General features: G+C 61.3%; 13 protein-coding genes. 6 read left to right on the forward strand and 7 right to left on the reverse strand.

From position 1 onward, the window contains the following. Positions 1–120 precede the first annotated feature (120 nt). Both ACZ41T_RS15135 and ACZ41T_RS15140 read left to right on the forward strand, forming a co-directional pair. The gene (locus ACZ41T_RS15135; RefSeq protein ID WP_464922184.1) at positions 121–1065 is read left to right on the forward strand and encodes a LysR family transcriptional regulator; all 945 of its coding nucleotides are present in this window, start codon (positions 121–123) and stop codon (positions 1063–1065) included. Beyond that, complete coding sequence (locus ACZ41T_RS15140) at positions 1065–1433, forward strand: hypothetical protein (protein ID WP_464922185.1); 369 nt, start codon at positions 1065–1067, stop codon at positions 1431–1433. Before ACZ41T_RS15135 ends, ACZ41T_RS15140 begins: the two co-directional genes overlap by 1 nt. 11 nt (positions 1434–1444) lie before the next feature. On the opposite strand, the gene ACZ41T_RS15145 is transcribed toward ACZ41T_RS15140, so the two are convergent. From ACZ41T_RS15145 to ACZ41T_RS15155, 3 genes are all read right to left on the reverse strand, one after another. Beyond that, positions 1445–1753 carry a putative signal transducing protein gene (locus ACZ41T_RS15145; protein ID WP_464922186.1) on the reverse strand — a complete coding sequence of 103 codons (309 nt, stop codon included), beginning with the start codon at positions 1751–1753 and terminating at the stop codon, positions 1445–1447. Between the two features lie 15 nt (positions 1754–1768). Beyond that, positions 1769–2179, reverse strand: a complete 411-nt coding sequence (locus ACZ41T_RS15150) for a Fur family transcriptional regulator (RefSeq protein WP_464922187.1) — start codon at positions 2177–2179, stop codon at positions 1769–1771. Between the two features lie 222 nt (positions 2180–2401). Next, positions 2402–3595, reverse strand: coding sequence for a mechanosensitive ion channel family protein (locus ACZ41T_RS15155; RefSeq protein ID WP_464922188.1), 1194 nt, complete (start codon positions 3593–3595; stop codon positions 2402–2404). Between the two features lie 235 nt (positions 3596–3830). Between ACZ41T_RS15155 and ACZ41T_RS15160 the strand changes: the two genes are divergently transcribed. After that, positions 3831–4289 (forward strand): outer membrane lipoprotein, encoded by a 459-nt coding sequence (locus ACZ41T_RS15160; RefSeq protein WP_464922189.1) that lies wholly within the window; start codon positions 3831–3833, stop codon positions 4287–4289. 134 nt (positions 4290–4423) lie between these two features. Here the strand turns inward: ACZ41T_RS15160 and ACZ41T_RS15165 are convergent, their stop codons facing one another. After that, a complete protein-coding gene (locus ACZ41T_RS15165) occupies positions 4424–4840 on the reverse strand; it encodes a hypothetical protein (protein WP_464922190.1) in 417 nt (138 codons plus the stop codon). 238 nt (positions 4841–5078) lie between these two features. On the opposite strand from ACZ41T_RS15165, the gene ACZ41T_RS15170 reads away from it, so the two are divergent. Then, the gene (locus ACZ41T_RS15170; RefSeq protein WP_464922191.1) at positions 5079–5483 is read left to right on the forward strand and encodes a ribonucleotide reductase subunit alpha; all 405 of its coding nucleotides are present in this window, start codon (positions 5079–5081) and stop codon (positions 5481–5483) included. Positions 5484–5500: 17 nt separating this feature from the next. Here ACZ41T_RS15170 and ACZ41T_RS15175 read toward each other — a convergent pair whose 3' ends face one another. The 3 genes from ACZ41T_RS15175 to ACZ41T_RS15185 all read right to left on the reverse strand — a co-directional run bounded on the left by ACZ41T_RS15175 (position 5501) and on the right by ACZ41T_RS15185 (position 10578). After that, positions 5501–8380: an EAL domain-containing protein gene (locus ACZ41T_RS15175; RefSeq protein ID WP_464922192.1), complete on the reverse strand. Its 2880-nt coding sequence runs from the start codon at positions 8378–8380 to the stop codon at positions 5501–5503. Between the two features lie 237 nt (positions 8381–8617). Next, positions 8618–10168, reverse strand: a complete 1551-nt coding sequence (locus tag ACZ41T_RS15180; protein ID WP_464922193.1) for a bifunctional aminoglycoside phosphotransferase/ATP-binding protein — start codon at positions 10166–10168, stop codon at positions 8618–8620. 11 nt (positions 10169–10179) lie between these two features. Beyond that, a complete protein-coding gene (locus ACZ41T_RS15185) occupies positions 10180–10578 on the reverse strand; it encodes a TraR/DksA family transcriptional regulator (protein ID WP_464922194.1) in 399 nt (132 codons plus the stop codon). A gap of 158 nt (positions 10579–10736) precedes the next feature. Between ACZ41T_RS15185 and ACZ41T_RS15190 the strand changes: the two genes are divergently transcribed. Next, positions 10737–12068 (forward strand): replication-associated recombination protein A, encoded by a 1332-nt coding sequence (locus ACZ41T_RS15190; protein WP_464922195.1) that lies wholly within the window; start codon positions 10737–10739, stop codon positions 12066–12068. A gap of 140 nt (positions 12069–12208) precedes the next feature. Next, positions 12209–12445 (forward strand): hypothetical protein, encoded by a 237-nt coding sequence (locus tag ACZ41T_RS15195; protein WP_464922196.1) that lies wholly within the window; start codon positions 12209–12211, stop codon positions 12443–12445. Positions 12446–12473 lie beyond the last annotated feature (28 nt).

The raw sequence follows: 12473 nt of genomic DNA on the forward strand, positions 1-12473 counted from the left end.
GGCAGGCGCCCAGGCGCTGGCAAAAGGCCATAAAATACAGTGGGTTGGTGATGGGAATGTTTCAACACGGGCAGGTTTGTGGTTAGATAAAAAGCTTTTCTGACCCGGGGGCGGGGATTTATGGCTGACCGCAGACTTCAAGTATTTTACACTGTTGCCAAGCAGCTCAGCTTCACCAAAGCTGCGGATGTTCTTTACATGACCCAGCCTGCGGTGACCTTTCAGATCAAGCAGCTGGAGGAGCATTTCAACACCCGCTTGTTCGAGCGCAGTCACGGCAAGATTTCGATGACGCCGGTAGGCGATCTGGTGTTAGGCTACGCTGAGCGTATTCTGGGCCTGACCGCCGAGATGGAGGCGCGCGTGGGCGAACTGACCGGACAGGTGACAGGGCCCTTGATGATCGGCGCCTCCACCACCATTGCCGAATACCTGCTGCCGCGCATCCTGGGGGAATTCAAGGAGCGTTTTCCGCAGGTGCAGGCGCGTCTGACCGTAGCCAACTCGGAAACCGTGGCGGCGAAAGTGGGTGACCATTCGCTCGATGTCGGCCTGATCGAAGCGCCGTCGCATAACCCCAACCTGACCACGCTGGCGTGCTGCGAGGACGAGCTGGTGATGATTTGTTCACCCAATCATGTGCTGGCCTCGCGTTCGAGCGTGAACGCCCGCGATATCGCCGACCAGCCCTACGTGTCGCGCGAGCACGGTTCGGGCACGCGCGAGGTGGTGGACGATTTCTTCAAGGACCATGGCGTCAACCCCGACGACCTGCACATCGAAATGGAGCTTGGCAGCCGCGAGGCGATCAAGGGCGCGGTCGAGGCCAATCTCGGCGTGGCCATATTGTCGGCTTCCACCGTCACCAAGGAAATCCAGCTCGGCACGCTGGTCGCGGTGCCGCTGACCCCCCGCTTGACGCGCGAGCTGACCATGGTCTACGCACCGAAAAAATTCCGCAGCAAGCTGCTCGATGCCTTCATCAACTTTGTCGACAACAAGTTCCAGCAGTGCAATCTCGATATCACTTCGCTGAAACGCCCGAATAAGGGACGCAGCCGCTGATGCGCGACAGCAAGCGCCTGCTGTCGATATTCCGTGCGCTGTCGGAAACACGGCAGCAGGCCTTGCTGGAATACGCCGAATTTCTGGCTGAGAAGGAAGGCGGCGAGATCGCCGCGGCGCCCCCCTCGGAGCCGCTGCCGATTCCACGTCCCGAGCAGGAAAACGTGGTCAAGGCGATTCAGCGTTTGATGCAAACCTATCCGATGCTGGAGCGCAACCGGATTTTCCACGAAGCATCGGCGCAGATGACCCGCCACCTGATTCATGGCGTGGCAGCGGCAGAAGCGATCGACGAACTGGAGCGGATTTTTATGCGCCAGTATCAGGACCACCTCGAAGCACTGAAACAAGACCCGCTATCACCCTGACCTCGCGCGGCTCAATCAGGCAGCGCACGCCCGCACTTCCAACAACTCAGAAAATTCCCGGGATTGAGCTCACCGCAATGGGCGCAGGTTTTTTCGTTGCGCGGCAGCGCGTTGCGCAAGCCGGCCAATACCCCACGCGCACGCGCTTCCTGCGCATCGTCGTCGACCCACACTTCGGGCTGCACCTGCATGAAGGGCACCTCGCCCAGTGCACCGGCGGCGTTGGCGTTGAAAATATGGGTGACGATGCCGAGGCTGGATAGCGTATCGACAGCCAGCTGGGCGTCGAGCAGGGTGGGAGCGATGAGAACCCGCTTCATCAACGGGCAGGAATGTCAGCTTGCGAGGCGGACACGCACAATGAGGTCGATGCCTTCGATCACTGTTCCTGCCGGCAATGGCGGCAGGCCGGAAACCTGCATGTACTCGGCACCGATGTCGGACAACTTGCCGGTGTCGATCTCGTAGAGATGATGATGCGGATGGGTGTTGGGGTCGTAAAACACCTTGCTGGGGTCGACGATGAGTTCGCGTACCAGGCCTTTTTCGACGAATAGCTTAAGCGTGTTGTAGACCGTGGCCTTGGACGTCTCGGAATGGTGCGTGTTGACGAACGCCATCACCTGGTCGGCCGAGAGGTGTTCCTGGCGCGAAAACAGTACGTATGCAATCTCGATCCGCTGGTGGGTCGGATTGATGTCGTGGCCACGCAAAAGGCCGATCATATTGTCTCGTGTGTAGAGCATTTGTACATGATACGCATTGATTTAGACTTTGTCTAATGCTGGCTGGCGGTGGCATGCGCCTGTTGTGGGATTAGCTGTGGCGGCGGCTTGCCAGACCTGTCGGGAGGCGATCAAGCTGACGACACGCGCCATGAGCCTCTTGATCGATACGCTGGATTGCCGCGCGAGTTTATGCCCTCTGGGTACTCGCAATGACGGTCTCAGCATCGGGTTCCTGCAAGCTCAGCCTGGCAGTTGCGGGGGCGTTTCCAGGCACGGGCCGGGTTCGATATGCAGGGTGCGGGTGGGGAAGGCGATTTCCGCGCCATGGGCCTGGATGATGGCCGCGACTTTCAGTAGTACATCCTGTTTGACCTCATGGAAGTACACCCACTGGACGGTTTTGGTGAAGGTGTAGATGAAAAAATTCAGTGACGACGCAGCAAATTCGTTGAAATTGACGATCAGGGTGGCGTTGGGGTCGATTTCAGGGTGGGCCTGCAGCATGGCTTTCACGTCGGCAACGATGGCGGCCATTTTGTCGAGGTCGGAGTAGCGGATGCCGATGGTTTCCTTGATGCGCCGGTTGGTCATGCGGGTGGGGTTTTCCACCACGATGGTGGTGAACAGGGCGTTCGGCACGTAGATCGGATTCTTGTTGAAGGCGCGCACGCGGGTGTGGCGCCAGCCGATGTATTCCACCGTGCCTTCGATCTGATGGTCCGGCGAGCGGATCCATTCGCCCACGGTAAACGGTCGGTCAAGGTAGATGGTGAGGCCGCCGAAGAAGTTGGCGAGCATATCCTTGGCCGCAAAGCCCATGGCAATGCCGCCGATGCCGCCGAAGGCCAGCACGCCGGAAATGCTGAATCCGATGGTTTGCAGAATGACCAAGGTGGCCACGACGATGACCGAGACCCGGCCCAGCTTGGAGAGGGCGTCGACGGTGGTGAAGTCCATCCTGTTTCCCGTTGCGGCGCTGCGGGTGAGGAAATTGCGGGAAGCCTGGCTGATCAGCTGCAGCAGGAACCAGGCCAGTGCGGCGATGATGAGCGAGTTGCGGGCAGGAAGTACGAAATCGAAGACGGGGGTACCGAGATGCTGGTGCACGATCTGGATGGCGTAAGTTGTACCCATCACCCAGATGATGAGGGTCAGGGGTTTGCGGGTGGCCTTGATCAGGGCGTCGTCCCAAACAACCGGAGTGTGCGCGGCGACCTTTTCGATGTGGCGCAGCAGGTAGTAGGCACCGATGTTGATGGTGGCAACGGCGGCAATCACCGTCAACACCTGGGGAAGCCAGGATGCGGCCAGGAAGGAAAGTCCGAATTGTTGCGCCAGATCGTTCATGAGCAGGGTTTTCTGTACGGGGTGGACTTGAGGGGACGGGGCGTCTGTGGGGATGTCAAGTTGAAAGCCGTGAATCTTTCCTGCCATATTACCGGGCCGCGCACGTGAACGGCCACATGAATTTGCCGCAGCAACCTGGCTGTAGCGTTTTCTGTTCAATTATCCTGAAAACTGCAGTTGACCGCTTATTGCTCGCAGGAATTTCCCATGAATGCTTGCTTGAGTGCCATCGATCACATTCACCTGTTGGGTGAGCACACTCGCGGTTTATAGGATTATTTCCTAGACTGAACACTCCAGATCAACAAGAAGGAGTTTGATCATGAAATATCGAATTGCATGGCCATTGATATTGTGTGCAACCTTAGTGGGGGGCTGCGCCGAAACGGGCAGCCTGGGGGGAACGAAATATGGCGAGACGGATATCACGGCGACGCGCCAGTCGGATCGCGATGGCACCATCGCGCAGTTGGAAAACATCGAGGTGGACGGCAACTACAAGCTGGGGGTGGGGACGGCCGTGGGCGCGGTTGCAGGCGGCCTTCTTGGCGCCGGGGTGGGCGACAGTACCACCGCCACAATGGCGGGTGCAGTATTGGGCGGTGTGGCCGGCACCTATGCCGAGAGCAAAATGGCCAAAAATGATGCGCAGCGGATCACCGTCAACATGGTGACCGGGGGGCGCGTAACGATTACGCAGCCGATGGATGGCCGCCTGCGGGAAGGCATGAATGTACGTATCGAGGGCAGCGGCGAGAACGCCCGCGTGGTACCGCGATAAATAGTGCGGCACGGTGGTGGAAGGCCGGCTTGCACCAGCCGCGCCGTTCGCTTCTACCAACGGTCGCTTCCCGAGATAAAAGCATTGTCCATCACGGGGTCCTGTTCAGCCATTCGCACCGGCCGTACCGGACATTATTGACTGTGTGCGTGACCGCGCTTGCCGGGTAGGATGCCGTCACTCCGATACCGATACTTAGCCGTCATGGCCCGTGTTCCCGCCCCGCTCACCGATCGTCGAATCCGCCAGGCAAGGCCGGTCGCACGCTGCACGCCGGTGAGGATGAACAGGCCCACGCGCTGGCGCTGGTCATGCAGCGGCGCAATCTGTTCCTGCGGACGATTGCGGCGATGAACGAAATGCTCGATGAGGACGGTGTAACGGTGCGTCCGGCGGCCGAGGCCGGCTTTGTTCGGGACGATCCCGCGCGGGTGGATGTTCGCAGCGACTGGAAAAACCGGCCACCGATCCTGGCCTTGCCATCGACCATCGCGCGTCGCTGGCGGCCCTGCGCGAAAGCGGGGAGCGCTTCCGTCTGCTGCTGGGTTCATCGCCAACAGTCCTGCCTGCACCAAACAGGAACTGCGCCATGTGCGGGATCATCGGGTGGTGGTAGGGGTGAGTCCCGCGCAGCCCCCAGGGCGAAGGAGTAACCAGACCAGCCGTCAGGTAAAGTTTTGCGGGATCGTTGCCTGCATTCGCTCCGGATTCGCTCATCGACGCCAATATGGATTTCAAATTTTGTCGGGGACGTTTATATTCCAGTAGTCCTGAAACAAGGTAACCTACATGAACATCTCGAATTATCCGGATCTGTTAAACGCCGCCAGGCAGCAGCCGGAACCGCAACGGCTTCTTTTCGTTTTTACGCAATCCGAACTGCCGGAAGGCTATACCGAAGCCCAGACGCAGCGTTTCAAAGCCGGAAAGGGGGGGGTGTTGACCCCCAAAATGTGCACCGACAAAGCACTGGACGAGCTGGGTGATTTTTCCGATCTGGTCGAGGAATCACGCAAAACCGGGCTGGACTGGAAAATCGTGTTTGTCGCCTGCCTGGCCGGGCGTGCAGGCGTCATGCCGAGTACCGAAGATGCGCAGACGCCCCTGAAAAAGATGGTCGATTCCATCCTGAATGGCGCGGTTTCCCAGTATCTGGCCTACGATTCGGACGGGAATCAGGTTCGGTTTTCCTGAGCAATTCAGCTGGACGGCTACCGCTTCAGCAAGGCCTCGAATTCGTCGGCAGGCAGTGGCCTGGAGAATAGATATCCTTGCGCATAGTCGCAGCCTGCCTGGGTCAGCAGCGCCCGCTGCGCTTCCGTTTCCACTCCTTCGGCGATCACCTTGAGGCCGAGCTTGTGCGCCATCACAATGATGGCCTCGGACAATGCCCGGTCATTCGGGTCGGTCACCAGGTCGCGCACGAACGACTGGTCGATCTTCAGATAATCGATATCGAATTTTTTCAGGTAGGACAGCGACGAATAGCCTGTTCCGAAGTCGTCGATTGCGATCTGAATGCCCGCGTCATGGAATCCGAGCAACTCGTCGGTGACGCCGGTTTCGGAATTGAGCAGCAAGCCTTCGGTGATCTCAACGACCAGGCTTTGCGCCGGCAGCGCCAGCTCCTGCAAATAAACGAGCCATGCCTTGTACAGGCAGCCGGCGTCGCCGAACTGTGCGGGCGACAGGTTTACGCTGACCTGAAGTCTGCTGTTGTACAACGCTTCCCAGTGTTTCAGTTGGCGCGCCGATTCCTTGAATACCCAGTCGCCGATTTCGACAATCAAGCCATTCTCTTCGGCCAGCGGGATAAGCTGCGCCGGGCTGACCATACCGAGTTCCGGGTGCTGCCAGCGGATCAGCGCTTCTGCCTTGTGGATGCGGCCGCTAGCCAGGTCGACGATGGGCTGGTAATAGACCCTGAACTGGTTGGCTTCCAGGGCGCCGCGTAAATCGTTGGTCAGACGCAGCCGGGCCTGTGCGGATTGCTGCATGGACGGGGTGAAATAACTGAAGCGGTTGCGCCCTTCGTTCTTGGCGGCATACATCGCCTGGTCGGCGTTCTTGAGCAGATCGTCCACATTGGTGGCGTCGTTGGGATAGAGCGTGATGCCGATGCTGGCCGATATGTAGGCTATTTCATTTCTCAGCAGAAACGGCATGGCCAGGCTTTGCCGGATATTTTCCGCGACCCGCTCGACACTGCCTGGATCGCCAAGCTCGGCCAGGATGACGGTGAACTCGTCACCGCCCAGGCGTGCCACGGTGTCGGTCTCGCGCACACAGCCGCCAATGCGGCGCGCGGCTTCCTGCAGCAGGATGTCGCCCATGGTGTGCCCCAGCGTGTCGTTGACCTCCTTGAATTTGTCGAGGTCGATGAACAGCAGGGCTATTTCGAGTTCGGCGCGATCTGCTTTCTTGAGTTCCTGCTCCATCCGGTCGTGGAACATGTGGCGGTTGGGCAGGCCGGTCAAGGTGTCGAAATTGGCCTGCTTCCAGATCAGCTCCTCGGATTCCTTCTTGCTGGTGATGTCGCGGATGAAAGCGCTGAATTCGTGTGTGCCCTTCGCCTTGATCGGCACGACGGCCAATTCGACGGGGAACTCATGGCCATCGCGATGCAGCCCGACAAGTTCGATCCGCGAATTCAGGACAGGCCCCTCACCCGAGCGCAGGAAATGCTTCAGCCCCTGCTCATGGGCCTCGCGATACTGGGGTGGAATGATGGTTTCGCCGAGTGGCCGCCCGAGCGCATTCCCGTGTGTCCAGCCGAAAATATTTTCCGCCTGGCTGTTCCAGCCGGTGATGATTCCTTCGCTGTTCATCTGCACCACGGCATCCAGTGCGGTCTCGATGATGGCGCGCAGGCGCGCTTCACCTTCACGGTGCGTTTCAAGCAGGGCTTTGAACCCGTCGGCCATTTCGTTGAAGCTGTCGCCCACCTGGCTGAGTTCGTCGCGCGTGCCGAGTTCGATGCGCGTGTCCAGGTTGCCGCCGGCAAAGACGCGCGCACCGTGGGCGATCGACTGGATGTTGCCGACAATCGCGTAGTAAAAGCTGACCGACAGATAGACCGCCAGCAGGAACACCAGCAGGGAGATGCCGACGCTGGCGAACAATTCCTGCCTGGCGCGGTCGATATGCGTCTGAGCCAGGTTCCGGGCCATCGGCAGCAGGACATCGTACAGTTGCACATAACTGCGGTCGATTTGTTTCGTGGCGGCATTGAGGAAGGTTTCAGGCGGGAGGGCAAAGCGGCCGGAGAGAATGCCCGTTGTCACAAGCCCGGTCACCAGTTGGACCGAACTGTCGATATCCCGGGATACCGCTTGGAGCGCGCCATGTATGGCCGGATTGTGGCGTCCGATACTGTCGATGCCGAGGTTGAAATGCCGCAGCGCGTCGTCCAGTCCGGCCATCATCACCCGCAGCTCGACGCGCTGGTCCTCGTTGAGCCGCTTTCCGGTCAGCGCGTATCGGGTCAGTGCGCCCGTGCCGTAGGCGCGCAGGCGGCCAAGCTTTTCCAGCACCTGTGTCAGCCTGCTGGTGGCGATGTCGGTCAGGTAATACGCAGCGATATCCGTATCCATGCCCAGCAGGTGTTTCTCGGAAACCAGCTGTTCGAAGAATTGCAGATGCTCGATCAGCCCGGTATGCGCGGCAAGATTGTCGGCCACGGTCAATGACAGGCCTTCCTTTTGCAGTCGTGCCCAGTCGGTGCGGATGCGGCGGTAGTCTTTGGTCCCGGTCAGGGCGGGGGGAAGCTTCTCTTCCAGCATCCCGAGGGCATTGGCGACTTCCTTTTCCTGGGCAGCGCACCGGTCGCGCATGGACGCGTTGCCGCTCAACAGGGCGGCCGAGAGCCCGCGGTGCAATTGCAGGGCCTGCGTGGTGCGGGTGACCGGCTCGATCAGCGCGAGGCCTTCCAGCCGCTGTTGCGAGGGTTGAATGACACGGTCCAGGTTGACAAAAAGGCTGTACACCACCACGCCAATCGCAATCAGCGACACCCCCCACAGCAGTGTGAATTTCTTGGTGTAGTTCAGGCGATTCAGCATGAAAATGGCAGGGGAGAAGATTCTCTGCATTTATGCTTCCCCGCCGTTTTCGTTGTGCATGCCCGTTCTTCTCATGAAGGATATTTTTATATTGGGTGCGGTGCCGGATGACATTGCGCCGTCCGGCCATCGCAAATGGTGTCTTATCCCGTGCATTGCCGTCAAGGCCGCCGGGTGGGCGCACCCCGTCGTCCGCGCAAGAACCATTCACACGGGATATTTCATCATGCTGGCAATCGAGCACCCACCGTTTGCGGCCTGCCGCAACTACATGTCGATGCTGGCGATATCGGTCCGCTCGTCGGCACCGAGCGGTTCCTCGGTGTCGAGCTGATGCTGCAGCACCGCGAGATCGGCTTCCGAGGCATCCTTGCCTTCATGTGACCGCTGGACGATGCGTTTGCGCAAGGTGGCGACGGGGACGGGGAAATCGAGAATGCGGAATTCGACCTTGCGGGTGTGCGCCGTTTCGCGCAGCAGGTCGCGCTGCCAGCGTGAAGTGAAGGTGGCATCGGCGATCACCGGCCAGCCGGCGTCGAGAATGCCGTTTGCCAGGCGCGCCAGATGGTTGTAGGTGTGGCGGGTGGCGTCGGCCGCATAGAGTTGTTGCCCGACGCCGGAACCGCTTTTCTCCTGGGCGTCGAGCCCGGCCAGGCGCTTGCGTTCGACGTCGGAGCGCAGGCGGATGGCGCCCGCTGCCTGCATCAGTTTGCGGGTGACGGTGGTCTTGCCGGAACCCGACAGACCGTGGGTGATGTCGAGCCGGACGGGCCGGGGGCGTGTCAGCGCGGTGGCCAGGTCCAGCAGCGTGCGCACCCCGGCGAGCGCGGCGTCGCGTTCGGGGCCGGCGGTCTGCGCGGTGCGAATGGCCGCCACCTTGGCGCGCACCAGCGCGCGGTACACCGCGTAGTAGCGTAGCAGCGCGAGCCCTGGGTAGTCGCCGGTCTGCTCCAGCCAGGCATTGAGGAAGAGCCAGGCCCACCCAGCATGGCCGCGTTGCAGCAGGTCCATATAGCAGAATGCGACTTCTGACTGGATGTCGATCCAGCGTAGTTCGGGATTGAATTCGATGCAATCGAACACCAGCAGCTGGTCGTCGACCCAGGCGAGGTTGCCGAGATGGAGGTCGCCGTGGCATTCGCGCACAAAGCCGTCGCGCTTGCGCGCGGCCATCAACGGGGCGAGCCTGGCGTGCTCGGCTTCGCTCCAGCGCTGCAGGGCGTCGAGACCCTGCCGGTCGGCCGGCTCGTCGAGGCGCGGCGCGATCTGCGCGAAGTTCTGCGCCACCGGCTGCCAGACTTTCTCCGGGCTCCCCCAGGGGCTGTCTGCCGCGGCGCGTGCGCAGCCTTCGCGGTGGAAGCGCGCGAGGGTGGCGGCGATGGCTTCGACGTGGTGCGCGGTCAATCCGCCTTCGGCGTCGATCCGGTCGAGCGTGGCGTCGGGCGGAAACTGACGCATCTTCACCGCGTATTCGAACGTCTCGCCGCTGCCGTTGACGCGCGGGGCGGCCGGAGAGCCGGTGATGGGGACGACGTCGAGATAGATGGCCGGCGCGAGCCGCCGGTTGAGCTGCACTTCGTCGCAGCAGGCGTGCAGGCGCTTGTCGAGGCTGCTGAAATCGAGGAAGCCGAGGTTAAGCGGCTTCTTGACCTTGTAGGCGAATTCGCCGGTGAGCAGGACCCAGGAAATATGGGTTTCGATCACCCGGACCGGGCCTGCCGCATGGTCGTAGCAGACCGGATCACGCAGACTGCGGACCAATTGAGGCAGCTCTTCTTTCAATTCCGGCATCGCGTAATTTCCGTTTTGGTCGATCATGCCTGACCGGATCACATTTTGGGGTGGCCTTCCTGTGCAAATTCACGTTCATGTTTTTCCTGACACACGATGCAGCGCTTGGCGGTCGGGTAGACTTGCAGGCGGGCGAAATCGATGTCATTTCCGCAGTCGCTGCACACGCCGTATTCCCCATTACCGATGCGCTGGAACGCGGCCTCGATGTCGCGCATGCTCCGGATATGGCGGTCCAGAATCGCCACGTTGAAGTCCGCCAGGGCGTTGGCCATCGACTCGTCGCCAGTGTCGCCGGGCTCGCTGTTGAGCAGGTCGATACGATGCCGATCGCCCGAATTTTCCAGTTCATTGCGCACTTCGCGCAACAGCGCCTGATTGTCCTCGTTCAGCCTTTTGGCGAGTTGATCTAGCTGGGACTGGGTTAGTGCGGCCATCGAACCTCCTGTGCAAGTTTGATTGAATAAACCCAGATAGTTTATTAGACGATTTATGGCGCGTAGGGTGCACTCCGTGCATCTTCGGGTGTCAATCGGTGCACGGAGTGCACCCAGTACGCCGCTGCTACAGCGGTTCTAGCGGATAATTGGCGGCAATGTCCACCCAAGACCTTTTCCAAACCGACACCCCCGAGCCCGCGCGCGACGATCCCCACGCACCGCTGGCCGAGCGCCTGCGCCCGCGCACCCTCGCCGACGTCGTCGGCCAGACGCATCTATTGGGCCCCGGCAAGCCGCTGCGGCTGGCCTTCGATTCCGGCAGGCTGCATTCGATGATCCTGTGGGGGCCGCCGGGCGTCGGCAAGACCACGCTGGCGCGGCTGACCGCGCAGGCCTTCGGCGCCGACTTCATCGCCATCTCCGCTGTGCTCTCCGGCGTCAAGGACATCCGCGAAGCGGTCGAGCGCGCGCGCATGAACCAGACCCTGGCCCGTACCACCATTTTGTTCGTCGACGAAGTCCACCGCTTCAACAAGGCGCAGCAGGACGCGTTTTTGCCGCACGTCGAATCCGGCCTGTTCACCTTCATCGGCGCCACCACCGAAAATCCCTCGTTCGAAGTCGTCGGCGCGCTGCTGTCGCGCGCCCAGGTCTACGTGCTGAAATCGTTGACGGCCGACGAGCTCGGCCAGCTGATGCAGCGCGCGCTGAAGGCGCTACCGGACCTGAAGCTGGGCGAGGGCGTCGACAAGCTGCTGGCCGCCTACGCCGACGGCGATGCCAGGAAGCTTTTGAACCTGCTGGAGCAGCTCGACATCGCCGCACGCACCTCGCAGGTGAAGGAGGTCGACGCCGCCTTCGTCGAGAACGCGCTGGCGCAATCGCTGCGCCGCTTCGACAAGGGTGGCGAAGCCTTCTACGACCAGATTTCCGCGCTGCACAAAAGCGTGCGCGGCAGCGACCCCGACGCCTCGCTCTACTGGCTGGTGCGCATGCTCGACGGCGGCGCCGACCCGCGCTACCTCGGCCGGCGGCTGATCCGCATGGCCAGCGAGGACATCGGCCTGGCCGACCCGCGTGCGCTCGGCATCGCGCTCGACGCCGTCGCCACCTACGAACGCCTCGGCAGCCCCGAAGGCGAACTCGCGCTGGCCGAAGCCTGCCTGTATCTGGCCTGCGCGCCCAAGAGCAACGCCGCCTACGTCGCCTACAACGCCGCGCGTGCCTTCGTCCAGTCCAACCCTTCCAACGACGTCCCCATCCACCTGCGCAACGCCCCCACCAGGCTGATGAAGGAACTGGGCTACGGCCGCGCCTACCGCTACGCCCACGACGAGCCCGAAGCCTACGCCGCCGGCGAACGCTACTTCCCCGACGGCATCGAAGAACAGAACTGGTACCAGCCCACCCCGCGCGGACTGGAAGGCAAGATCGCCGAGAAACTGGCGCACCTGAAGAAGCTGGATGAGGAAGCGGGGAAGGGCTGAGGGTTGTCGTTGCGGTTGAGTTTGGCCACGCCGGGCTACAGCCGGGCGTGGCCGGCCGGGTGAACTGATTGTGCGCGGTCTCAGCCGCGCCCTGCCTGCCGAGACGCTGGTAGGTCACCGCCAATCCCGCGGCAGGCGTGGTGGCGCCCGACGATCTCGACCATACGCTGGTGCCGGAAATCGCCGAGCCGTATCTGGGTGAGACGGTGGGGGTCCATGGCGACTGGGCATCGCTGCGCGACAGGGGCTGGCCCTTCCGCGAGGCTGCTGGACAGCGACGATCCGTGGCAGTTCAGGAACATGCGCGTGACCTGAGCATCGATCCCGTTTGCTTCTCCCGTATTTTTTGCCCGATCCCCGCGCACCCCCTAGAATGAAGCGACGACTTCGTTCTCGTGGACTGTT

This window comes from Thiobacillus thiophilus (assembly GCF_055378705.1).